Here is a 23543-nt window from a genome sequence, read left to right on the forward strand (position 1 = left end):
TAGATGCCAGAACTACCTGAAGTAGAAGGTCTCGTACGTGCACTGGCTCCTGAAGCTGTTGGCAGAGTGATTCAAGACGTTTCTATTTCACCGATTGTTGTTGAATCAAAAGAACGCGGCAGAGAAGCGATTATTAAAGGGATGTCAACCGAGCAGTTTATTCAAAATATGAAAGACATGACCATTGTAAATGTAACACGCCGCAGTAAATATATTTATATGGATTTAGAACGAAACGGTCAATCCTATCTCCTCGTCAGCCATTTAGGCATGACGGGGGCATGGTTTACCGTCAATTCGATTGAAGAGGTCATGGAGGAAAAGTTTCGCAGACATATCCATGTGACCTTTACGATGAAAGACGGGGGACTCCTTATTTACTCTGACATTCGAAGATTTGGGGAACTACGCTTATTAAATATTGAAGCAGATCATCCGCCTTTATTAAAAATGGCGCCTGAACCATTCGATGACGATGCATGTACGCATTTTATCGATTGTACTTTGCTCCCTAGATATGCAAGAAAGCCGATAAAAGAAGTGATTATGGATGGTCAAGTTATCTCGGGGTGCGGCAATATTTATGCCACGGAAGCGTTATTTAAAATGAATATTCACCCCGCAAGGAAAGTGGAGAGAATTAGCTTAAAAAGAAAGCAAGAATTGTTTCAAGTGATTGTCGATATTTTACAAGAAAGTATCGATGCCGGAGGAAGTACAATTTCAGATTACCGTAATATAAACGGTGAAGCAGGAACGATGCAAGACAGGTTGAAAATGTACGGTCAAAAAGAATGTCCGACATGTGAGGTAGAAACCAAGAGTATGCAAATAGGCGGAAGAACTTCTGTCTACTGTCCGAAGTGTCAACGTTAATCGTGTGGGGGTTCGGTTTTGTATAATTTTGTAACTGCAAAATTATACAAATTGAACCCTTCGCTGTTTTGAATGGCTTTCAAGCGTAACTGGATAATTAGCAGAACATAAAATAATATCATCAAAATTGAGGTGACGAAATGATAATAGGATTAACAGGTAGCATTGCCAGCGGAAAGAGCACGGTTTCTTCCTTATTACGAAAAAAGGGATACCCGATAGTAGATGCAGACGAAATTGCAAGACGCGTCGTTGAACCGGGTACGTCTGTCATTAAGGAAATCGGAAAGACATTTGGGCAAGAGGTGATTCAAGAAGACGGCTCACTTAATCGTGAAAGATTAGGACAATTGGTTTTTGGAAATGAAAAGGATCGAGAAAAACTAAACGCGATTATTCACCCCGCGATTCGAACCGAAATGTTGCGTCAAAAAGACGAACATATATCGAATGGGGCAAACACAATTATTATGGATATTCCTCTATTATTTGAAAGTAAACTTCAATCTTTCGTGGACAAAATACTTGTCGTGACCGTTACGCCTGAAATTCAAAAAGAACGGCTCATAGCTAGAAATAATTTGACTGAAAAAGAAGCGGACAATCGCATTAAATCTCAGCTTTCATTGGAAATAAAAGAAGCGGGGGCAGATGCAGTCATTGACAATAATGGCACGGTAGAAGAGAGTGAAAAGCAACTAGAGGCTATCCTCAAAAAGTGGTGTGCTGGACATTCTGTTAGTTCGGAATTATAGAATAATATAATTGTTATAATTAATTGTGTTTTTCTATATTAATTGTGTTATACTAATACACGAAAAGAACGAAATGAGTATAACATAGTTACAGGGGGATTTATAATGACTACTTCTATTGCGATTAACGGCTTTGGGCGAATTGGGCGAATGGTTTTTCGCCAAATGATTATGGAAGATGAAGTTGAAATCGTAGCGGTGAATGCATCTTATCCATCAGAAACACTTGCACATTTACTTAAGTATGACACAAATCATGGAACTTTTGACGGAAGTGTAATAGCTGAAGAAAATGCCTTAATTGTAAATGGTAAGCGCGTTCAACTTGTGTCAGATCGCGATCCACGGAATCTTCCATGGAAAGATTTAGATGTGGATATCGTTATAGAAGCAACAGGGAAGTTTAATTCGCGTGACAAAGCTGCCTATCATCTTGAAGCGGGCGCGAAAAAAGTTATCTTGACAGCACCTGGTAAAAATGAAGATATTACGGTCGTTATCGGTGTGAATGACGATAAGCTTGATTTAGAGAAGCATGAAGTCATTTCAAATGCAAGTTGTACAACGAATTGTCTAGCTCCTGTAGCTAAAGTTTTGAATGATACATTTGGAATTGAAAATGGACTTATGACAACGGTTCATGCTTTTACAACTGACCAAAACAACTTAGATAATCCGCACGGCGATATGCGACGGGCACGTGCATGTGCACAATCGATTATCCCAACATCTACAGGTGCCGCGAAAGCGCTTTCGCTTGTTCTTCCGGAGTTGGAAGGGAAGATTCACGGAATGGCACTTCGTGTTCCAACGCCGAACGTTTCACTAGTTGACTTAGTCGTTGATGTAAAGCAAGATGTAACTGTTGAAATGGTCAACCAAGCATTTATTGATAAAGCTGAAGGGGAACTCGCGGGTATTTTACGCTTCACAACAGAGCCGCTAGTTTCTGTAGACTTTAATACATCAACAGAATCAGCAATTGTCGATGGTTTATCTACCATTGTGATGGGAGACCGCAAAGTAAAAGTACTTGCATGGTATGACAACGAATGGGGTTATTCCGCACGTGTTGTAGATTTGGCGAAAAAAGTAGGAAAAGATTTAAAGGCTAAAGTTAAAGCATAATAAAAGTAAGAGTAGGGGAGGAAAATCCCCTACTCTTTTTAAGTTTTGTCTTTTTCTGTTATAATGATATATATTATGAAAGATAAAGTGGAGGACTTTTTATGAAATGCCCAGCCTGTCAATATAACGGCTCTAAGGTCGTCGATTCTCGACCAGCAGATGCAAATAAATCCATCCGTCGCCGTAGAGAATGTGAGTCATGTGGATTTCGATTTACAACATTCGAAAAAATAGAAGATACCCCGTTAATTGTCGTGAAAAAAGATGGTTCACGGGATGAGTTTGTTGGAAGAAAAATTTTACGAGGATTAATTCGAGCTTGTGAAAAACGACCAGTTTCGCTTGAGGATTTAGAGAACATCGTTTATATTATCGAAAAAGAGTTGAGAAGTTCTGGCGTTGTTGAAATTGATTCTAAAGATTTAGGTGAAATGGTTATGGAGAAATTGGCAGATGTAGATGAAGTGGCATATGTCAGGTTTGCCTCCGTTTATCGCGAGTATCAAGACGTAAGTGTCTTTATTGAAGAGTTGAAAAATTTACAAACACTGACTAAAAGAGATTAACGATTGGAGGGGGATAAATGGTCGCGCTCTTTAGGGAATTACAGCCAATGGATGGATACAGAATACGATTGTCGCAACCATTTTCCAATTATGATCGGCAACTCCTTACATTATTCTATCAACCGCTAATCGGTTCTGAGGCGATGAGTTTGTTTATGACGCTTTGGGCGGATGCTGAACAAGTGGAGGAACGTGAATATAATCATTATCATTTAATGAATTTATTAACAATGCCGCTAGCACCAATATTCGAAGCGCGGATTTCTCTTGAGGCAATCGGTTTAATGCGTACGTATGTAAAAAATGAAGGTGATGTGCGAACGTTTTTATATGAATTGTCTCCGCCGCTTGATGCAAAAGCTTTTTTCGAAGATCCATTGTTATCTACTTTTCTTTTTAGTAAAATCGGTGAGCAAGCATACCGTAATTTAAGAAGTCGATTCACAGTTGTGAATGCGGAACTAGACGAGTTTAAAGAGGTTTCGAGAACTTTTCTTGACGTGTACAAGCCGGTTACTCATCGAATAGATATAGATGAAGGGGAAAAGCATGCAATGATTGGGCGTAGAAATGCGGAAGGGGTTCCATTTGAGCAAGAGGAATTTGATTTTAGTTTATTACGTTCAGGATTGTCTGAGCAAATGGTTCCACAAGCTGCATTAGCTTCTGTGTCAAAGGAGCTTATTTCAAAGTTGGCATTTCTTTATTCATTAACGCCTTTAGATATGCAAAAGGTTGTAATGATGGCGCTTGATGAGAATTTAGAGCTTCCAGAAGCTAGACTTCGAAAAGCGGCAGCTGATTTTTATAAAATGAATACATCGAAAACGCCACCAGTCTTGGAAAAGACTTTCACACAACCACCACCAAAGCCGACTGTTGAACTAAAGGAAATGACTAGAGAAGAAGAACTGATTTACTATCTAGAAAATACAGCGCCAATCGATATGTTACGAGATTTGAATGGTAAAGAACCGCTGCCCGTCGATGTGCAACTTGCGGAAAGACTTGTCAATACGCACGACTTGCCAGTTGGGGTTGTCAATGTACTATTGCAATTCGTATTTATTCGTAATGACGGAAAAATTACGAATAATTATGTAGAGCGAATTGCTTCTCATTGGATGAATAAAAAAGTATCCAATGCAAGAGAGGCATTGGAATTTTCACGTAAAGAACATGATAAATATATGCAGTGGAAAAATGAAGAGAAGAAACCTGCCACGTACAACCGGAAACCAGTTCGTGAAGGAATGGTACCGGAATGGTTTTATAAAAAAGAGGAGCAGGAAAAACCTGAAACAAAAGAAAAACAACAAGATTCTACTGAAAGCAATGCGGATATCGAAGAGCGCCGTAGAAAGTTGCGTGAAAGATTAAGCCGAAGAAGTAAAGGGGTGAACTAATATCGAACCGATTAAAGAAACATTAAAAAGAGTCGTGAATGCACCGAGTTTTGCAGCACGCTATGATGAAATGCGACGGGAAATTTTGGAGAATGCCGATGTCCAACAGTTTTTATCTGATCATGCTGATCAATTAAATAAAGATATTGTTGACCGCAGTTTAGGTAAACTTTATGAGTTTACGACAGCATCACATGGTTGTGGTAAATGTAACTCGTTAACAGAATGTGCCAATATTATGAATGGCTTTGAGCCGAAATTAGTGTTGAAGAGAAATTTAATTGATATAGATTATGTGAAATGTCCCTCAAGACTCATTGAGGATGACCGTCGCAGTGTATCTAAAATGATTGAAAGTATGTATATGCCTAAAGACGTCATGGAAGCAAGACTTGAAGATATAGATTTTGAAGGAAATGCACATAAAAGTCGTTTAACAGTCATTGAAAAAGCGGAGAAGTTTTTATACGAATTAGATGAAACTGGAAAGTTGCCACAGCGCGGTCTATATATCCATGGTCCTTTCGGGATTGGGAAGTCATTCATTCTCGGTGCGCTTGCGAATGAACTTGCCCAGCGCCGAATAAGAACAGTCGCTGTGTATGTGCCAGAATTTCTACGGGAAATTAAACAATCCATTCAAGAGCAAACGTTAAATGAAAAAGTAGACTATGTGAAAAAAGCACCGGTGTTAATTTTAGATGATTTCGGGGCAGAAGCGATGACTGCTTGGACGAGAGATGAAATTCTTGGGGCGATTTTACAATATCGTATGGCAGAACAATTGCCAACATTTTTCACATCTAACTTAAGTTTCAAAGAATTGGAGCATCATTTAACGTATACGCAGCGTGGTGAAAAAGACGTTGTGAAAGCCGCTAGAATTATGGAGCGTATTCAAACAGTTGCACGACCTGTTGCGTTAAGCGGTGAAAACAGGCGTTTAAAATAAAGTCTAAATGAATCCATATAATTAAGTAATACAAAGATTTTCAATAAAGTTTGCAATTGTAACATAAGCATTGTATAATCGACAATAATATCATGATGAAATGCATCGATAAGGACAACAATTGATTAGATTTACCGCCAGAGAATAGGGTCATCGGCTGGAAGCCCTGTAGGTTAAACAATCAATTTACCACCTTTAAGCAGCATTGGTGAACAACAAAGTAGCCAATGACGGTCCCGGCCCGTTAGCCGATGTAAAGCTTCGTTAATCTTTTTTGTGTTGGATTAACAGAAGAAGGGTGGAACCACGAGCAAACGCTTCGTCCCTTTTCCAGGGATGGGGCTTTTTTTATTTTCATAAAATAAGGAGTGTTTTAAAAATGGCAGAAATGATTAAATTACAATTTCCAGACGGTACGATAAAGGAATTTCCGAGCGGTACTACGACTGAAGATGTTGCAGCATCGATTAGTCCTGGATTAAGAAGAAATGCAATTGCAGGAAAGCTAGATGAAACGTTAATTGATTTCAAAACACCGATTGAGTCAGATGGAAAAATCTCCATTATCACGCCGGACTCACCGGAAGCACTTGAGATTTTGCGCCATAGCTCAGCACACGTGCTTGCACAAGCTGTTAAGCGATTATTCAAAGATGCAAAGTTTGGCGTTGGGCCAGTCATTGAAAACGGTTTTTATTACGATGTAGATTCGTCTGAGCCGATTACAGCTGAAGATTTACCTGCGATCGAAAAAGAAATGAAGCAAATTATTAATGAAAACTTTGAAATCAAACGAATCGAAGTATCACGTGAAGAAGCGAAAAAACGCTTTAAAGAAATTGGCGATGAATACAAATTAGAATTAATCGATGCGATTCCTGAAGGGGAACAAGTAACGCTTTATGAACAAGGAGAGTTTGTGGACTTATGCCGCGGCATCCACGTTCCATCCACGTCAAAATTACGCGAATTTAAATTATTAAGCGTTGCAGGTGCTTATTGGCGCGGAGATTCAAACAATAAAATGTTACAGCGTATCTACGGAACAGCATTTTTCAAAAAAGATGAACTGAAAAAACACTTGAAAATGCTTGAAGAAGCGAAAGAGCGCGACCATCGTAAAATTGGACGTGAATTAGATTTATTCATGAACTCTCAGAAAGTTGGTCAAGGACTTCCAATGTGGCTACCAAAAGGTGCGACAGTTCGTCGTATCGTTGAACGTTATATTGTCGATAAAGAAGAAAAACTTGGCTACCACCACGTTTATACACCAGTACTAGGTAGTTCCGAGTTATACAAAACAAGTGGACATTGGGATCACTATCAAGACGACATGTTCCCAGTTATGAGTATGGACAATGAAGATTTAGTCCTTCGTCCAATGAACTGTCCACACCATATGATGATTTATAAAAATGGTATTCACTCTTATAGAAACTTACCATTAAGAATTGCAGAACTTGGTACAATGCACCGTTATGAAATGTCCGGCGCATTATCAGGACTACAACGTGTTCGTGGCATGACATTAAACGATGCGCATATTTTTGTAAGACCTGATCAAATCCAAGAAGAGTTTAAACGTGTTGTTCAGTTAGTTATCGATGTCTATAAAGACTTTGATATTACAGACTACTCATTCCGTGTCTCTTATCGCGATCCGGAAGATAAAGAAAAATACTTTGACGATGATGCAATGTGGGACCGCGCACAAAGCATGTTAAAAGAAGCGATGGATGACCTCGGTTTAGACTATGTAGAGGCAGAAGGCGAAGCAGCGTTTTACGGTCCTAAATTGGATGTTCAAGTAAAAACTGCACTCGGCATGGAAGAAACATTATCAACCGTACAACTAGACTTCTTATTACCAGAGCGCTTCGACTTAACATATGTAGGTGAAGATGGTAAGCACCATCGTCCAGTCGTCATTCACCGTGGTGTTGTAAGTACAATGGAACGTTTCGTTGCATACTTGATTGAAGAGTACAAAGGCGCATTCCCAACATGGTTAGCACCAGTTCAAGTCCAAGTAATCCCGGTATCACCGGACGCTCATTTCGACTATGCAAACGACGTTCGTGAAAAACTAGTAGCAGCTGGCTTCCGTGTTGAACTAGACGAGCGTGACGAAAAAATCGGCTATAAAATCCGTGAAGCACAAATGCAAAAAATCCCTTATATGCTCGTTTTAGGTGATAATGAAATTGAATCCGGCGAAGTCAACGTCCGTAAATACGGCGAGAAAAAGTCAGAAAGCATTCCTTTTGAATCGTTTATTGAACTGTTGAATGGTGAAGCGAAAAAATAAGTAACTCTGATCTTTCATAACTTAACTTTAAATGTATTTCACTAAGGTTTAATTTTATTCATACATGCTTTTTTATTAAAGTGTCTTCGTTGATTGGAGTGGAGGGCGGCGAGTGTGCTCTCAAACGCTTCGCTCTTTGGTCGCAAAAGCCGTTCTTCGTGACGGCTCTTCCAGTGGGATTAACCGGACAGGTAAGACCCCGCAGGGAGCGAAGCGACTGAGGAGGCTTACCGCCGGCCCCACGGAAAGCGTCCGCCCGGAACGGAAATCAACATTTATTGGAATTAACCTGTTGACACATAGAAAACAGCGTGATATGATTATAAAGGTTAAGGAAATAACTGAATACAGTTTGTGGTATAAGCAGGAGCTACCCGCTTCTCACCTGATTGACACGAAATCGTTGTTGACAGGTCAACACTTGAATGACTTTATCGTACAAATTTGTACGTATTCATACGCGGGTAGACATGCATTAATGTCTACCCGTTTTTTTATTGGATGGACCTGTGGAGTCGTCAGCTTTGGATGACGTACCCAAACCATGTATTCTCGAGACATTATCCGGAGGTGGATTACTATTAGTAAAGACATGAACGTAAATCAGGGGATCCGTGCCCGTGAGGTTCGCTTAATTGATCAAAACGGTGAACAGTTGGGAATTAAATCCCGAAATGAAGCACTTGAAATTGCATCTCGTGTTAATTTAGATCTTGTTCTTGTCGCACCAAAAGCAAAACCCCCAGTTGCTCGTGTCATGGACTATGGAAAGTTCAAATTTGAGCAACAAAAAAGAGAACGTGAAGTACGTAGAAATCAAAAAGTTATCAATTTAAAAGAAGTGCGTTTAAGCCCGACAATTGATGAACATGATTTTCAAACGAAACTTCGTAATGCAATTCGGTTTTTGCAAAACGGTGACAAAGTAAAAGCGTCAATTCGTTTCAGAGGCCGTGCAATTACGCATAAAGAAATCGGACAACGTGTCCTAGACCGTTTCGCCGAAGAGTGTAAAGAGCTAGCTACAATTGAACAACGACCGAAAATGGAAGGTCGCAGCATGTTCTTAGTCCTAGCACCAACTGTTGAGAAATAATCTACAACGAAGATTTAGGAGGAACCATTTATGTCTAAGATGAAGACTCATAAAGGATCAGCGAAGCGTTTCAAAAAAACAGGTACAGGTAAGCTAAAACGTGGCCGTGCATACACAAGTCACCTTTTCGCAAACAAAACGACTAAAGCAAAACGTCACCTGCGTAAAGCTTCACTTGTTTCTTCAGGCGACTACAAGCGTATTCGCGAAATGATCACTAACATGAAATAATATTGGTTGATTCAAGCAATCAAAACCAATATCATTTCAATTCATTAACAACAATTCATTAGAAAATTTATATTCGGACAGAATAGCAGGAGGTAATTACTATGCCACGTGTAAAAAGTGGAGTAGAAAGACGCAAACGTCGTAATCGCGTATTAAAATTAGCTAAAGGTTACTATGGCTCAAAACATAGACTTTATAAAGTTGCAAATCAACAAGTAATGAAATCATTTAACTATGCATACCGGGATCGTCGTCAAAAGAAACGTGAATTCCGTAAACTATGGATTACACGTATTAATGCAGCAGCACGTATCAATGATCTTTCATATAGCCAAATGATGCACGGTCTTAAAGTCGCAGGTATCGACATTAACCGTAAAATGCTTGCTGACCTTGCAGTAACTGATGCACAAGCATTCGCACAACTTGCGGAAACTGCAAAAAAAGCAGTTGCAAAATAATTTAGATTAGTAAAAGCCGTTCTTTTCTCGTTATTCGAGAAGGGATGGCTTTTTCTTTTCACATCGGAATGATTTTTTAATCGACAGGTGAAAATGATTTTGTATTATACTAGTAAAGAAAGGGGCGGAATCTGTGCAAGAAGTTATTCTTATGTGGATAGGGGTTATGTCGTTATGGGCATTTTCGGCAATGGGCTACGATAAGCGGCAATCGAAAAAGAAAGAGAAAAGAATTCCGGAAAAAAATCTCTGGTTACTTGCATGTATCGGTGGCGGCATCGGCGCTTACTTAGGCATGCAAATATTTCGCCATAAAACGAGACATACTTCATTCCGCGTTGGCTTTTTAATGTTAGCACTTGCATATGGCGCACTTATTCTTTATTTACTTGGGATTGGTGCCTACGATATCAACCGTATAAATGTTACATATGGTGAAAGTGTTCTTTGTTGACGATAAGTAGATATAAAATCAGCCAAACCATTTTAGTTTGGCTGATGACGACAGACTCTTAAGTAAGATAAAATAACATTAATTCTTCATAAGCTTTTCGATTGGATTTTTCCAGTTAATTTCAGCAGTTGGATAATTGGATTGAATCTCTGATTGTAGAAAAAGAAAGTCATCTTTTGTAAAGCCTTGTAATTTTGCTTCATTTTTAACCCAAACGAAGATGGTGACTACATCAAAAGAATTTTTAGTCGTGCCTAAATACTTTTCCCCTTCGAACATGGCGCCTTTATACGTAATAAAAAAGTTTTTGCGTACATTTTTAACATCATCGTAAAAGTAGTATCGTTCAGCTTCATATGCATCATCTAATTTCCGTTTAGGATCAGTCAGATAACGAATCCCACGGTAAAACAAATAAATAATTAAAACGATGATGGCGATGCGAATTAAGAGTCCCATAAAGGTTCCCCCTTTTTAGAAAAATATAGTCACCACTTATACGGATGACATTCAAAAAGGTTTCAATAAAAAGTATGAATTAAAGATTATATTTTTAAAAGTTCATTTCGAAATGCTAAATAAACGATAATGAGGGATAAACATTGGAATTTACATTAAAAATTAACTTAATGCACGAAGATGCGCAGATGCCAAATCGGGCAAATGAAGGAGATGCTGGACTCGATATCTTTTCGGTTGAAGAGAAAATCGTGAAAGCAGGCGAGACATCTTTGATAAGTACGGGGATTCAAATGGAATTGCCTAAAGGAACTGAAGCGCAAATTAGGCCAAGAAGTGGCTTAGCATTAAAACACGCAGTTACGGTTTTAAATAGCCCAGGAACAATTGACGAAGGCTATAGGGGAGAATTAAAAATTATATTAATTAACCACGGAAAAAAAGATTTTAAAGTGGAAAAACATATGAGAATTGCACAAATGGTCATTGCGCCAGTCTTGCAAGTGACGCTGGAACAGACAAAAAATCTTACGGATTCGGATAGAGGACAAGGCGGATTTGGATCCTCCGGGAAATAAATAAAAAAGTGGAAGAGAAAAGTTGATGTGATTGAAAATCAACTTTTCTCTTTTTTGCGTTCAAAAAAATGACTTAAGAATATCTCTTTATCATCAGCTACTAATTTCCTACTATCATGCATAGAGTTAGGTACGGGAAATTATTAAGTGAGGAGGAGACAACTTTAACAGCTGTTCAAACAGAATATTAAATTTAAGGGGGGAGTAGAACGAATGAATGCAATCGTATTGGCGTTAATTGGTATGTTGATTTTGGCACTAGGCTATCGTTATTATTCAAAAATTGTTGCGGAAAAAATATTTCGCCTTGATCCCAATTATGTGACACCTGCTCATCGTTATAAAGATGATGTCGATTTTGTTCCGACGAACAAATTCGTTTTATGGGGACATCATTTTACGTCTGTTGCAGGTGCAGCACCGATTGTTGGACCGGCAATTGCTGTTTATTGGGGATGGCTGCCTGCCTTTTTATGGGTCATTCTTGGTACAGTTTTCGCGGCAGGGGTGCATGACTTTGGGACGCTCGTACTTTCTGTGCGTCATAAAGGACAATCTGTTGGTACACTTGCACACCGACTCATTGGTCAGCGTGCAAAAATATTGTTTTTGTTCATCATTCTAATTTTAGTTTTAATGGTAAACGCTGTATTTGCGTGGGTCATTTCGAATTTATTTATACAGTTTCCAGCGAGTGTACTTCCGGTGTTTATTCAAATCCCACTTGCGATTTGGATTGGGCATGCCGTTTATAAGAGAAAACAAAAAATGCTTGTTCCGTCGCTTATTGCACTTGCGGTTATGTATATTGCAGCTGTATTTTCCAGTGAGTTCAGTTTCCTTCAAATCGACCTTGTAAGGTATATGGGCGGGGAAAATGGAGCCGGACTGTTTGGACTTGGTGCTGTTTCAACAGCATTCTTCATCTGGATTGTCGTCTTAATGATTTATGTGTATATCGCTTCGGTTCTTCCGGTATGGAAATTGTTGCAACCCCGTGACTTTATTAACTCACATCAACTTGTAGTAGGCCTTGGTATTTTGTATATTGGCCTATTATTTGTGAACCCAACAATTACGGCGCCTGCGACAAATGCAGTGAGTGACGTATCTTGGTTTCCTTTACTCTTCATAACCATCGCTTGTGGGGCAATCTCAGGTTTCCATGGATTAGTTTCTTCAGGAACCTCATCAAAACAATTGAATAAAGAAACGGACGCTCGATTCGTCGGTTATCTAGGGGCAGTTGGAGAAGGTGTGTTGGCGTTAATTTCTATTATTGCCGTCATTACATTTTTCCCGAATAAAGAGGCGTTTTCTGCTTCCTATTCCAGTTTTGCTGCAGCTAGTTCTGGAGGACTAGGGAACTTTGTAAAAGGGGCTAGTAATCTTGCGATGGGTCTCGGAATTCCGCCAAGTATTTCGACGACAATCGTTTCAATCATTGTTGTCAGTTTCGCGGCGACTACACTCGACTCGTCTTTACGATTAATGCGGTATATTATTTCTGAGCTCGGTGTTGAATATAAAATACCTGTACTAGAAAAGAAGCATGTAGCTACATCAGTTGCAGTCGTTTCAAGTGCAGCATTGGTTCTATTACCGAAGGGTCCTCAAGGATTTGGGTCTGGTGGCTATTTACTATGGCCGCTTTTCGGAACCGCAAACCAACTATTAGCTGGAATTAGTTTACTCTTAATTTCCATTTGGTTGAAGCGGCTTGGCAGGAACTACATGGTCACCATTATTCCGATGGCGTTTGTCATGTTTATGACACTTTGGGCGATGTTCCAGCAAGTCATCTTTGAATGGTCTTGGCTGGGCACCAGCTCAAATATGCTCCTGTTCATCTTCGGAGCAATTATCTTCGTCTTTGCGGTTTGGATCATGCTAACCGCAATTTCGGCCCTGTCAGGGAAGTACGACAATAAAGTTTCTAGTAAAGAGGAAGACTAACAAAGGTTGAAGGGATGGCGCTATAGTCTATCCCTTCTTTACATATTGGAAAAGGAGGAATTACATGCTTGATAAAATGAAAGCACTAATTCATTGGTATGAAGAAGTGTTAAGCATGCCGCATCGTCGTGAAGTGGCGAGTGAACTTAGAGACGAAGATGATTTATTTCTGCTTCTGCTTTATTCAGAAATGATTGGCATACCAAACCCGGTATATTACTACACACTAGAACTGTATCCTTATATGATTGAAAAATTTCATGATTGGCATTTACGAATGGGAATGGAGAAATCACCGTTGTCTGGATTTCGTTGTTGTTAAAAAGGAGCTGAAAAAATGGAGATGTTAAAGAAAGATATCCTGTTTGTAGGGGGAAAAGGCGGCGTTGGAAAATCAACTTCAGCTGCAGCAATCGCATTAAAGAGTGCACAAGAAGGGTATAAAACATTATTAATTTCTACAGATCCAGCACATAACGTCGGCGATATTTTTGAAACGAAAATCGGCGGTAAAACGACAGAAGTCTCAAAGAATTTATATGCCCTTGAAATTGATCCTGAATTAGAAACTGAAAATTATATAAAAAGCGTGAAGGAAAACATTAAAGGCGTCGTTAAATCTGCTATGATGGAAGAAGTACATCGTCAGTTGGATACAGCAAAAGCATCGCCAGGAGCAGATGAAGCGGCGTTATTCGATAGATTAATAAACATCATCTTGGAAGAACGTACGCATTTCGATAAACTGATTTTTGATACAGCACCCACGGGTCACACAATCCGTCTCCTATCTTTACCTGAATTAATGGGCGTTTGGATTAAAGGACTGCTTGAAAAACGAAGAACGACGAATGAAAATTATTCGAGATTAATTAATGACGGCGAACCTGTGGAAGATCCCATTTATGATGTATTGCGTGTAAGACAAGCCCGTTTTTCCAAAGCACGTGAAATATTGCTAGATGAATTGCAAACAGGCTTTATATTCGTTCTCAATCCCGAGCGCTTACCCATTTTAGAAACAAAAAAAGCAATTGAACTGCTAAGCAATTATGATTTACAGGTGTCTACACTCATTGTGAATAAAGTATTACCAGATGATGTAGATGGAGATTTCATGATTGAACGTAAAAAACATGAGAAACAATATATTGATAAAATAGAAGAAACATTTTCTGAGCAAAAATTACTGTATATACCACTATTCTCCAAAGACATTGTGAGTAGAAAACAATTAACGCTTTATAGTCATTATTTTGAGGAAGGATGAGGCAAGTGAAAGCTTTTGTGCATGAGTTTGGTCAATTGAAAATTAAGGGAATGGAAGTCCCGACTGCAAGTGACGGAGAAGTCGTTGTTGCACTTAGGACCGCTGGCTTAAATCGACGTGATCTATATATCCCAAATCGTCGAGGAGACGAAGCAGGGGCCCTCATTTTAGGTTCTGATGGGGCAGGGGTTATTGAGGCGATTGGTGAAGGCGTTACAAATGTTTCAGTAGGTGATGAAGTGATGATTAACCCGGCACTTCGTTGGAATGAAAACAGCGTTGCACCGCCAAAAGAGTTTGATATTTTAGGGATGCCGGATAACGGGACATTTGCAGAAAAAATTGTATTGTCGGCGGAACAAGTAGAAAGAAAACCGGAATATCTTACTTGGGAAGAGGCCGGGGTTGTCGCGTTAGCTGGCTTAACGGGATATCGCGCTTTGTTTACAAAAGGTAAATTACAAGCTGGAGAGACGGTCTTCATTCCAGGTGCAGGAAGCGGAGTTGCGACGTATTTAATTTCATTCGCTAAAAATATTGGAGCACGCGTGATTGTAACATCTCGAAGTGAAGATAAACGTAGACAAGCATTAGCATTAGGCGCCGATATTGCGCTCGATACGAACGAAGATTGGGGACTAGCGTTAGCGGAAGAAACGATAGATCTCGTAATCGATAGTGTAGGACGTGCAACATTTAACCGTTCTTTAGACATCTTGAAAAAGGGCGGGCGAATTGTCGTCTTTGGCGCGACAACTGAAGATACGGTGGATTTAGATTTACGGAACTTCTTTTACAGCCAGTTCCAATTACTTGGTTCAACAATGGGAAGCCGTGAGGAATTGCGTGAGATGATTGCACATATTGAAAAATATGAAACACGTCCAGTCCTTGATAAAGTATTCGATCTTCAAGACGCGGCTGAAGCGTTTCGTTATTTAGAAGAGAGCAAAAACTTTGGGAAGATTGCTTTGCGAATTAATGCCAATTGATAACAGGTTCACTTAAGTGTTAAATCAAAACCAGAAAAATATTCACAGACACAACACAGTAGATAAGCTCGAAAAGAAGGATAGGTAAGCAGTTAAACTGCATAACCTATCCTCTTTTGTACGCTAATCCTTTAAATGTCCAGCTTGTTTGTTGAGGTTTTTAATGTTTGCGTAGAATCAAGATAAATGTCTAAAAATGTACCATCAGTAAATTTGATTACTACTGCACTAGGCGTAATCGCAACATCTTCCACTGTCAATCCTTTCAGTTTTTCAGGTGAAACTGTATAGTTATTCTCCATTTTATAAAGTCCCTTCAGTTCATATCTTATCCATCGTGTTGTTGTCTTTGCTAATCAGTTCGCCACTCTTCGAAAGCGGTGAAAATCGTGCATTAAAGAAACGTAATGTTGGCGGTTCATAATCCATTTGTAACCCACAAATCTCATCGCGTTTGTTAAATAAATCTATAATCGAATCAACGACAACATTCATATGATTATTCGTATATACTCTCCGCGGAATCGTTAAGCGTACAAGTTCTAATTCGGGTGTATTGTTTTCACCTGTTTCAATGTTGCGGCCAGCAGAAATAATACCGCGTTCCATACTACGTACGCCCGAATCGAGATACAAGGCGGCTGCAAGTGCTTGGGCTGGGAAGTCTTGCTGTTTCAAATGTGGGAGAAATTTACGAGCATCCAAAAAGACAGCATGGCCGCCAATTGGCAAAACGATTGGAATTCCAGCGTCGATTAACTGTTTGCCTAAATGGCGAACTTGTTGAATACGATGTTCAATATAGTGGTCATCCACTGCTTCGCGAATCCCAATTGCCATCGCTTCCATATCTCGCCCAGCCATTCCACCGTAGGAAGGCATTCCCTCATACACAACAACCAGTTCACGCGAGCGAATATAAAGTGCTTCATCATTCATCGCAAGGAAGCCGCCAATATTGACGAGACAATCTTTCTTTCCGCTCATCGTACACCCATCAGAATAGGAAAGCATTTCTTTTAAAATCACCGCAATTTTTTTATCAGCAAAGCCATCTTCCTGTTCTTGAATAAAGAATGCATTCTCAACACAACGTGTAGCGTCTAAGAAAACATCTATGCCGTATGATTTACATAGGGAATAAACATTTTTCATATTTTGCATACTAACGGGTTGCCCGCCGGCGAGATTGACCGTAACAGCTAAACAAACGTAAGGAATGTTCTCAGCACCGACATCATCGATTACATTTTGAAGTTTCGTTAAATCAATATTTCCTTTAAAAGGGTGATCCGCTTCGGGGTCATGGGCTTCATCGATAATGACATCGACAAATTTTGCACCGTTCATTTCTTGATGCGCACGCGTCGTTGTAAAGTACATATTACCTGGAATCACATCGCCACTTTTAATTTTTAATTGGGATAAAATATTTTCTGCTCCCCGACCTTGATGGGTTGGCAACACATAACGATAACCATATACATCACGGACGGTTTCTTCAAGCTTCTTCCAACTTTTACTTCCGGCGTAAGCCTCGTCGCCGGTCATAAGGGCACCCCATTGTGCATCACTCATCGCAGTCGTTCCACTATCGGTTAATAAATCGATGTAAACATCAGCGGAGTCAATCAGGAAAGTGTTATAGCCAGCCTTTATTAATGCTTCTTTTCGTTCGTCGTAAGATAACATCGCAAGTGTTTCTACGCTTTTAATCTTATAAGGTTCAGCTGTTCTTCTTACCAATTCATTTCAACCCCTTTTAAAATGATTCCGTCTCTATTAATATATATGTTAGTAATAGTTGGACAATTATCAGACCTGTCGGAGATTGTTCACATTTATTCATAAATTTCACGGTATTCTAGACAAAGTACGGTATAATAAAAGAAAAAGCTGGGGGACGATATTCATGACTGAGAAGATTATGCCATTGACAGATTTAGAAATTGCTAAACAAGTAGACATGAGGTCAATTTGGGACATTGCAAAGCGTGCAGATATTCCAGAAGACGCAATCGAACCTTATGGCAAATTTAAGGCCAAAATTGACCCGACAAAAATTAAAGCAAAGAAAAAGCAAGGAAAAGTCATTCTTGTCACAGCAATTAGTCCAACACCAGCTGGAGAAGGTAAGTCGACAGTCACTGTTGGTTTGGCGGATGCGCTTACAAAGCTTGACAAAAATACGATGATTGCATTACGTGAACCATCACTAGGACCTGTTATGGGAATGAAAGGCGGAGCAACAGGTGGCGGATACGCACAAGTTGTCCCAATGGAAGATATCAACCTACACTTTACTGGTGATATTCATGCAATTACAACGGCCAATAACGCATTAAGTGCATTCATCGATAATCATATTCATAGAGGCAATGACCTTCGTATCGATCCGCGCAGGATTACATGGAAACGTGTATTAGATATGAATGACCGAGCGTTAAGACAAGTCACCATTGGATTGGGCGGTCCAGCACAAGGGGTTCCCCGAGAAGATGGTTTTGATATTACGGTTGCTTCAGAAATTATGGCGATATTTTGTTTGGCAACAGATTTGTCAGACTTGAAAGAAAGGTTATCACGTATTGTTATCGGTTATACGTATGACAAAGAACCCGTAACTGTTCAAGATTTAGGTGTTGAAGGGGCACTTACGTTGTTATTGAAAGAAGCATTTAAGCCCAATTTGGTGCAAACGATTGAGGGTACCCCGGCCCTTATTCACGGTGGACCGTTTGCCAATATTGCACACGGATGTAACTCCTTAGTTGCAACGAATATGGCAAGAAACTTAGCTGACTATGTTGTAACGGAAGCAGGGTTTGGTTCAGACTTAGGTGCGGAAAAGTTTATGAATATAAAAGCAAGAAATGGAGCATTTTCACCGGAAGCTGTTGTCGTTGTAGCGACTGTTCGTGCGCTTAAAATGCACGGTGGAATTTCAAGAGACGCCTTACAAGCGGAAAATGAAGATGCTGTGTTAAGAGGACTCGTTAATTTAGCGAAGCATATTGAAACTGTTCGAACGTTTGGTGTTGAACCAATCGTTTCTGTGAATCGATTTATTACCGATACGAGTGCGGAGATTGAAGCGATTCTGTCATGGTGTCAGAAGCATAATGTTCGAGTCGCAATAACCGATGTATGGGAAAACGGAGGAGAAGGCGGTTTAGCGTTAGCAAAGGAAGTATTAGAAGTCGTAGAGAGCGAAAATCACTTTGCTCATTTATATGATGTAGAAGAATCTGTCAGAACGAAAGTAGGAAAAATCGTTCAACAAGTCTATGGCGGAAAAGATGTCATTTTCACGGATGAAGCCATGCGCGATTTACAAATGATTGAACAGAATGGCTGGAATATATTACCGATTTGTATGGCGAAAACACAATATTCCTTTTCCGACGACCCTAAATTATTAGGGAGACCCGAAGCATTTTCAATTACCATAAGGGAAATTATACCGAAATTAGGTGCAGGTTTTCTAGTTTGTTTAACAGGTGATATTATGACAATGCCTGGTTTACCCGCACAACCTGCCGCGTTGAATATGGATGTTGATGTTGATGGAAACGCAATTGGATTGATTTGATTCTCACGAATTGATTGAATAAATTTTTTAAAAGAGCAGGTAGCCTTTGAAGCTACCTGCTTTTTCAAGAAATGAGTAGATTATGGAAATAACAGGGAAAGTGGATCATGGATGCATGGGAAAGTTGAATGGTATCCAGAAAAGAGGGAGAAAGAAACACGTGAACAGATATCATAGTTTGTATTTAACAGTGGTACTCATTTGTTTTTCTTTATTCATATCTATTGCCATCGCTTCATTTGATTATCGAAAAGTTCAAGATCAACTCCGATTGAATCATGAAAATGAGATTGACATGATTGGAGACACGGTCGTACAATCCTTGCATACGATTGACCAAGTTTATAAAATTACGGATGAAACGACTGCAAATAAAATGGAAGAAAACACGGCTATTTTACTTGAACACTATGAACAAAATCCGTTTTTTGGGGAGTGGGATTTTGCTCAATTGAAGAAGCAATTTGGTATGGATATATTCATTATTGATGATAACAACATAGTGATACATAGTAGCTTTGAACAAGATCTTGGTTTAGATTTTGATGAATGTTGTGGTTCATTTGGCAAACGTCTCCACGAAAGGAGAATAAGTGGTGATTTTTACCATGATGGGATGGATATTCATCAAGCGACTGGAGAAATAAAAAAGTTTAGTTATATGGCAACGCCAGATCGAAAATATTTACTGGAACTCAGTGCATCACTAGAAAATGACAATATATTTAATCGGTTTAACTTTTTAGAAACGATTGCTCAGTTGGAAAAAGATTATGCACCCATACATTCGATTCATGTTTATAGTCCAAATGGCATTATTCTTGGGTATACAGATAAAGATGGAAAGTCGAAAGAAGTTTTAGATGACATGCGTCCTGTTTTTTTAGAAGCGCGAAGGACGGGTGAACCGAAAGAAGCAGTCAGGACGGAAGAACAAGGCATCGTGACCTATCGCTATATCCCTTATGTGGCGGATGCGGACCAAGAACTTCCTATGAGAAGGATTGTCGAAATTGTTTATAATGAAGCCGAATTGGAAGGGTTACTAAAATTTTATCGAGATGAATTTATTTACCAACAGTTAATTATTGTAATAGCTGTCATTTTATTAGCAATTATTATTGGTAGATTAATCGCGAAGCCAATTCACCTGGCCTTACATGATAGTTTAACAGGCTTGAAAAATCGAGCTGCATTTGAAATGGAGATAAGGAAAAGATTAAGTAGGAAACATGAACATGTCGCGTTAATGATGATAGATATGGATAATTTTAAACAAGTAAATGATCGGCTAGGACATGCTGAAGGGGATCGTATATTAGTCGAGACAGCGAAAATCATTCAAAAAGTTGTCGGTGATAAAAACGTTGTGGCAAGAATCGGCGGTGATGAATTTGTTGTTGTTTATTCCAATGTAACGCGAGAGGAACAGACAAAAATAGCATCCTCATTAATTCAAAAGTTAAACGAAGTATACAAAGAGTTAAACGAACAGCTTCATGCTGAAGTTTCCATTAGTATCGGAATTGCGTATGCAACAAACAATGAACAGTTGGAAACATTGTATAATCGAGCGGATAAAGCGCTTTATTGTGCAAAAGAAAATGGCAAGAATCAGTATAGATATTACGAGACGACTATGAATGCATACTAGCGAATAAATCGTTAGTATGTTTTTTAATCCCTAAAAATCATTATGATGCAAGAAAAGCTAATGGAAGAATGAAATCAATTCGTATGGAGTACTTATATAATAATGAGAGATGAAAGTCATTTTTCGTGAAATGGCTATTGCATGCTAGTTTAGGAATTCAGTGTTCGATTTTAATCGGATGATAAACAAAAAGGGGGATGGGAAATGGTAAAAGAAGACGATGATTTTTTGGTAAGGGAAAAACAAAAAGAGGCTAACATGAAAGTAGAAAGAAAAGAAGGAGAGCCAACGCAAGCATTCAAGGGGGCTTCTATTGCGGCACTTATTATTGGAATGTCAGCTTATTTACTAGGTCTGTATAACGCGGCCATGGAACTGAATGAGAAGGGCTATTACTTTGCAGTGCTCATATTTGGACTCTATGCGTCTATATCTTTGCAAAAAGCAGTGAGAGATAAAGAAGAGGGAGTCCCCGTGACGAATATTTACTATGGGATTAGCTGGTTTGCCATGATTATCGCAATCCTATTAATGGCGATTGGGTTATACAATGCAGGAAGTATTATTTTAAGTGAAAAAGGTTTTTATGCGATGGCATTTGTATTAAGTATATTTGCAGCAATTACTGTCCAGAAAAATGTAAGAGATACAAAAAGTGCTAAAGAAATAGAGTGATTGAAAAGTTGAACATGTCATAAAAATAAGGCGGAATTACTTTGTGAGTTCACATAGTAATCCCGCTTTTCTCATTATAACGCTTTATCATCCACGGATTCTAACCACTCTTCAATCAAATCAACAACGGATTTTACGCAGCCACCCTTTCTGTTTGCTCTTTAAAGAAAAATTCCATACTCATCGAATGTATTTCTGCCGCGGTTCCACGCTTGCAATCAGATGATAAAGTTAACTCTTTTATTTAAATTTAACCAAGGTATGATACTTTTTGGGATACTCATGATACAATAGCTTAATTGAAACTGTATATTGGAACGAAAGGTGAGAATTATGGAAATAACAGAATATATTGCAGAAAAAATTGTAGATCCTACGGGGCTTATTAGCGGAGAACGATACGAATTTCGACTGTTCGTCATGCTGAACGAAGAGGATGAGCTCTATACTGATGCTGGAGTTGGCGTAAGGGCAATTTTAGCGGTAGATGAAGAGCAAGACCGACTCGTCGTTGCACACTTTTTTGATCGGGCAACAGATGAACCCTTTGATTTTGAATTGGAAGAAGAAGAACTTTCAACAATCCTTACATTTTGTAAAGCGCATTATCATGAAGCAGAATAAAAAACGCCTACCCATAGAAGTGTTGTTAAAATAAAAGAATAGAAAATAAAATAACTCTTTTTAAATCAGAATAAGTGTCTTTTTTGTTCATTTAGTAGATAATGGTCTTATGATGGTTTCGAAAGGTTATTTTTTTATTCACCTTTTTTACGAAACGCGACGAAAAATTTATAATAACTGGAGTGTTATATATGGAGAGAGAAATTGTTGATATTACAATTATCGGGGGAGGACCGACTGGCTTATTCGCATCATTTTATGCGGGGATGAGAGAAATGTCGGTTAAGATCATCGATAGCCTTCCACAATTGGGTGGTCAACTTATTGAGCTTTATCCAGATAAATATATATATGATGTAGGCGGTTTCCCGAAAATACTAGCGAAAGATTTTGTTGCAAATCTTGTCACACAAGCACATTATGCCAAACCGGAAATTTTACTCGGAGAAACAGCATTATCAATTGAAAAGCATGATGATTATTTCGAGCTCAAGACAGATAAAGGTGTCCATTTAACGAGAACGATTTTACTCACAGTTGGGATTGGTGCATTCCAACCTCGTAAAATCGGTTTGAAAGAAGAGGCCGAATATGAAGGAAAAACATTACACTATGGAATTAAGGATTTAACAATTTTTAAAGATAAAAATGTTGTCGTCTGTGGTGGGGGAGATTCAGCAGTAGACTGGGCGTTAATGCTTGAGGATATTGCAGCTTCAGTGACGTTAATTCACCGTCGCGAACGTTTTACGGCACATGAAACGAGTGTCAACCAGTTAATGGATTCTAAAGTAGATGTAAAAACTTCACTTTCAATTAAAGAAATCATTGGAGACAATGGTGAAATCAACGAAATTCTGGTCGCATCTAGAGACGGCGAAGAAGAAAGAATTTCAACGGATCACGTCATTGTTAATTACGGTAATATTTCTTCATTAGGACCATTGAAAGATTGGGGTCTTGAAATGGAACGTAACTCCATCTTGGTCAATACGAAAATGGAAACAAATATTGAAGGGATTTACGCTGCAGGGGATGTCACAACGTTTGACGGCAAAGTAAAGTTAATCGCCGTTGGACTTGGTGAAGCCCCAATTGCTGTCAACCATGCGAAAGCCTATGTAGATCCGAAAGCAAGACTACAACCACTACACAGCACAAGTGTTTTTAGTTAATGATATGTGATTCTCATTTGTAATGATGTGAATGAATCAAATTTTAAAGGACCACCCAGAAATAAACGGGTGGTCCAATTTTTTATTTTCTATCTGTTAACAGAATGAATTTCATTATTTTTAATTTTGGAACTGGATACGATATTATAATAAATTCACTTTAAATTATTCATGGTATCTTCGTTGATTGTAGTGGAGGGCGGCGACTGCGTGCTCTCAAACGCTTCGCTTTTTGGTCGCAAAAGCCGTTCTTCGTAACGGCTCTTCCTGTGGGATTAGCAGGGAAAAAGGTAGTTCACTTTTTCCTAGGTAAGACCCCGCAGGGAGCGAAG

At 39.0% G+C, this 23543-nt stretch carries 24 protein-coding genes and 2 other annotated features; of the genes, 21 read left to right on the forward strand and 3 right to left on the reverse strand.

Annotated features, from left to right (window positions below; genetic code table 11):
* Positions 1–3: 3 nt before the first annotated feature.
* From mutM to BI350_RS06670, 11 genes are all read left to right on the forward strand, one after another.
* A complete protein-coding gene (mutM, locus tag BI350_RS06615) occupies positions 4–876 on the forward strand; it encodes a bifunctional DNA-formamidopyrimidine glycosylase/DNA-(apurinic or apyrimidinic site) lyase (RefSeq protein ID WP_075527373.1) in 873 nt (290 codons plus the stop codon).
* A gap of 140 nt (positions 877–1016) precedes the next feature.
* Complete coding sequence (gene coaE / locus BI350_RS06620; protein ID WP_075527374.1) at positions 1017–1631, forward strand: dephospho-CoA kinase; 615 nt, start codon at positions 1017–1019, stop codon at positions 1629–1631.
* 105 nt (positions 1632–1736) lie between these two features.
* Positions 1737–2759 (forward strand): glyceraldehyde-3-phosphate dehydrogenase, encoded by a 1023-nt coding sequence (locus BI350_RS06625; RefSeq protein ID WP_075527375.1) that lies wholly within the window; start codon positions 1737–1739, stop codon positions 2757–2759.
* A 101-nt stretch (positions 2760–2860) separates the two neighbouring features.
* Positions 2861–3325, forward strand: a complete 465-nt coding sequence (nrdR, locus tag BI350_RS06630; RefSeq protein WP_075527376.1) for a transcriptional regulator NrdR — start codon at positions 2861–2863, stop codon at positions 3323–3325.
* Positions 3326–3342: 17 nt separating this feature from the next.
* Positions 3343–4731: a replication initiation and membrane attachment family protein gene (locus BI350_RS06635; RefSeq protein ID WP_075527377.1), complete on the forward strand. Its 1389-nt coding sequence runs from the start codon at positions 3343–3345 to the stop codon at positions 4729–4731.
* Position 4732: 1 nt separating this feature from the next.
* Entirely contained in the window at positions 4733–5683 is a 951-nt protein-coding gene (gene dnaI, locus BI350_RS06640; protein ID WP_075527378.1) for a primosomal protein DnaI, read from the forward strand.
* A gap of 96 nt (positions 5684–5779) precedes the next feature.
* Positions 5780–6013 (forward strand) — a binding site (T-box leader).
* A gap of 49 nt (positions 6014–6062) precedes the next feature.
* Positions 6063–7994: a threonine--tRNA ligase gene (gene thrS / locus BI350_RS06645; protein ID WP_075527379.1), complete on the forward strand. Its 1932-nt coding sequence runs from the start codon at positions 6063–6065 to the stop codon at positions 7992–7994.
* Between the two features lie 355 nt (positions 7995–8349).
* Positions 8350–8496 (forward strand) — a sequence feature (ribosomal protein L20 leader region).
* Between the two features lie 90 nt (positions 8497–8586).
* Positions 8587–9090: a translation initiation factor IF-3 gene (infC, locus tag BI350_RS06655; protein WP_075527381.1), complete on the forward strand. Its 504-nt coding sequence runs from the start codon at positions 8587–8589 to the stop codon at positions 9088–9090.
* Between the two features lie 30 nt (positions 9091–9120).
* Complete coding sequence (gene rpmI / locus BI350_RS06660) at positions 9121–9321, forward strand: 50S ribosomal protein L35 (protein WP_075527382.1); 201 nt, start codon at positions 9121–9123, stop codon at positions 9319–9321.
* A gap of 101 nt (positions 9322–9422) precedes the next feature.
* Positions 9423–9782 (forward strand): 50S ribosomal protein L20, encoded by a 360-nt coding sequence (gene rplT / locus BI350_RS06665; protein WP_075527383.1) that lies wholly within the window; start codon positions 9423–9425, stop codon positions 9780–9782.
* Positions 9783–9915: 133 nt separating this feature from the next.
* Positions 9916–10236 carry a DUF1294 domain-containing protein gene (locus tag BI350_RS06670; RefSeq protein ID WP_245698308.1) on the forward strand — a complete coding sequence of 107 codons (321 nt, stop codon included), beginning with the start codon at positions 9916–9918 and terminating at the stop codon, positions 10234–10236.
* A gap of 78 nt (positions 10237–10314) precedes the next feature.
* On the opposite strand, the gene BI350_RS06675 is transcribed toward BI350_RS06670, so the two are convergent.
* On the reverse strand, positions 10315–10695 hold the full coding sequence (locus BI350_RS06675; RefSeq protein ID WP_075527384.1) for a sigma-w pathway protein ysdB: 381 nt from the start codon (positions 10693–10695) through the stop codon (positions 10315–10317).
* A gap of 170 nt (positions 10696–10865) precedes the next feature.
* Between BI350_RS06675 and dut the strand changes: the two genes are divergently transcribed.
* From dut to BI350_RS06700, 5 genes are all read left to right on the forward strand, one after another.
* A complete protein-coding gene (gene dut, locus BI350_RS06680; RefSeq protein ID WP_075529277.1) occupies positions 10866–11273 on the forward strand; it encodes a dUTP diphosphatase in 408 nt (135 codons plus the stop codon).
* Between the two features lie 213 nt (positions 11274–11486).
* Entirely contained in the window at positions 11487–13229 is a 1743-nt protein-coding gene (locus tag BI350_RS06685) for a carbon starvation CstA family protein (RefSeq protein ID WP_075527385.1), read from the forward strand.
* Positions 13230–13293: 64 nt separating this feature from the next.
* Complete coding sequence (locus BI350_RS06690) at positions 13294–13551, forward strand: cory-CC-star protein (RefSeq protein ID WP_075527386.1); 258 nt, start codon at positions 13294–13296, stop codon at positions 13549–13551.
* A 15-nt stretch (positions 13552–13566) separates the two neighbouring features.
* Positions 13567–14499 carry an ArsA family ATPase gene (locus BI350_RS06695; RefSeq protein ID WP_075527387.1) on the forward strand — a complete coding sequence of 311 codons (933 nt, stop codon included), beginning with the start codon at positions 13567–13569 and terminating at the stop codon, positions 14497–14499.
* Positions 14500–14504: 5 nt separating this feature from the next.
* A complete protein-coding gene (locus BI350_RS06700; RefSeq protein WP_075529278.1) occupies positions 14505–15491 on the forward strand; it encodes a zinc-binding dehydrogenase in 987 nt (328 codons plus the stop codon).
* Positions 15492–15622: 131 nt separating this feature from the next.
* Here the strand turns inward: BI350_RS06700 and BI350_RS17055 are convergent, their stop codons facing one another.
* Together BI350_RS17055 and BI350_RS06705 are read right to left on the reverse strand one after the other, a co-directional pair.
* A complete protein-coding gene (locus BI350_RS17055; RefSeq protein ID WP_168157252.1) occupies positions 15623–15793 on the reverse strand; it encodes a hypothetical protein in 171 nt (56 codons plus the stop codon).
* Between the two features lie 19 nt (positions 15794–15812).
* Positions 15813–17237, reverse strand: a complete 1425-nt coding sequence (locus BI350_RS06705) for a tyrosine phenol-lyase (protein WP_075527388.1) — start codon at positions 17235–17237, stop codon at positions 15813–15815.
* Between the two features lie 166 nt (positions 17238–17403).
* Here BI350_RS06705 and BI350_RS06710 point away from each other — a divergent pair, with 166 nt between their 5' ends.
* The 5 genes from BI350_RS06710 (at position 17404) to BI350_RS06730 (ending at position 23211) form a co-directional block, all read left to right on the forward strand.
* Positions 17404–19083 (forward strand): formate--tetrahydrofolate ligase, encoded by a 1680-nt coding sequence (locus BI350_RS06710; RefSeq protein ID WP_211117178.1) that lies wholly within the window; start codon positions 17404–17406, stop codon positions 19081–19083.
* 160 nt (positions 19084–19243) lie between these two features.
* Complete coding sequence (locus BI350_RS06715) at positions 19244–20737, forward strand: GGDEF domain-containing protein (protein WP_168157253.1); 1494 nt, start codon at positions 19244–19246, stop codon at positions 20735–20737.
* Positions 20738–20941: 204 nt separating this feature from the next.
* The gene (yiaA, locus tag BI350_RS06720) at positions 20942–21412 is read left to right on the forward strand and encodes an inner membrane protein YiaA (protein ID WP_075527390.1); all 471 of its coding nucleotides are present in this window, start codon (positions 20942–20944) and stop codon (positions 21410–21412) included.
* 333 nt (positions 21413–21745) lie between these two features.
* Positions 21746–22036 (forward strand): DUF6509 family protein, encoded by a 291-nt coding sequence (locus BI350_RS06725; protein ID WP_075527391.1) that lies wholly within the window; start codon positions 21746–21748, stop codon positions 22034–22036.
* Between the two features lie 191 nt (positions 22037–22227).
* Complete coding sequence (locus BI350_RS06730; RefSeq protein WP_075527392.1) at positions 22228–23211, forward strand: NAD(P)/FAD-dependent oxidoreductase; 984 nt, start codon at positions 22228–22230, stop codon at positions 23209–23211.
* Positions 23212–23543 lie beyond the last annotated feature (332 nt).

Origin of the sequence: Sporosarcina ureilytica (assembly GCF_001753205.1) — a bacterium.
Lineage (GTDB): Bacteria > Bacillota > Bacilli > Bacillales_A > Planococcaceae > Sporosarcina > Sporosarcina ureilytica.

Coding starts and splice junctions, on each gene's coding strand:
- mutM (WP_075527373.1), top strand. CDS start 4: ATGCCAGAACTACCTGAAGTAGAAGGTCTCGTACGTGCACTGGCTCCT.
- rpmI (WP_075527382.1), top strand. CDS start 9,121: ATGTCTAAGATGAAGACTCATAAAGGATCAGCGAAGCGTTTCAAAAAA.
- BI350_RS06725 (WP_075527391.1), top strand. CDS start 21,746: ATGGAAATAACAGAATATATTGCAGAAAAAATTGTAGATCCTACGGGG.
- coaE (WP_075527374.1), top strand. CDS start 1,017: ATGATAATAGGATTAACAGGTAGCATTGCCAGCGGAAAGAGCACGGTT.
- BI350_RS06635 (WP_075527377.1), top strand. CDS start 3,343: ATGGTCGCGCTCTTTAGGGAATTACAGCCAATGGATGGATACAGAATA.
- BI350_RS17055 (WP_168157252.1), bottom strand. CDS start 15,793: ATGGAGAATAACTATACAGTTTCACCTGAAAAACTGAAAGGATTGACA.
- BI350_RS06695 (WP_075527387.1), top strand. CDS start 13,567: ATGGAGATGTTAAAGAAAGATATCCTGTTTGTAGGGGGAAAAGGCGGC.
- nrdR (WP_075527376.1), top strand. CDS start 2,861: ATGAAATGCCCAGCCTGTCAATATAACGGCTCTAAGGTCGTCGATTCT.
- thrS (WP_075527379.1), top strand. CDS start 6,063: ATGGCAGAAATGATTAAATTACAATTTCCAGACGGTACGATAAAGGAA.
- BI350_RS06730 (WP_075527392.1), top strand. CDS start 22,228: ATGGAGAGAGAAATTGTTGATATTACAATTATCGGGGGAGGACCGACT.
- BI350_RS06710 (WP_211117178.1), top strand. CDS start 17,404: ATGACTGAGAAGATTATGCCATTGACAGATTTAGAAATTGCTAAACAA.
- rplT (WP_075527383.1), top strand. CDS start 9,423: ATGCCACGTGTAAAAAGTGGAGTAGAAAGACGCAAACGTCGTAATCGC.
- BI350_RS06625 (WP_075527375.1), top strand. CDS start 1,737: ATGACTACTTCTATTGCGATTAACGGCTTTGGGCGAATTGGGCGAATG.
- BI350_RS06690 (WP_075527386.1), top strand. CDS start 13,294: ATGCTTGATAAAATGAAAGCACTAATTCATTGGTATGAAGAAGTGTTA.
- BI350_RS06675 (WP_075527384.1), bottom strand. CDS start 10,695: ATGGGACTCTTAATTCGCATCGCCATCATCGTTTTAATTATTTATTTG.
- dut (WP_075529277.1), top strand. CDS start 10,866: ATGCACGAAGATGCGCAGATGCCAAATCGGGCAAATGAAGGAGATGCT.
- BI350_RS06685 (WP_075527385.1), top strand. CDS start 11,487: ATGAATGCAATCGTATTGGCGTTAATTGGTATGTTGATTTTGGCACTA.
- infC (WP_075527381.1), top strand. CDS start 8,587: ATGAACGTAAATCAGGGGATCCGTGCCCGTGAGGTTCGCTTAATTGAT.
- yiaA (WP_075527390.1), top strand. CDS start 20,942: ATGGTAAAAGAAGACGATGATTTTTTGGTAAGGGAAAAACAAAAAGAG.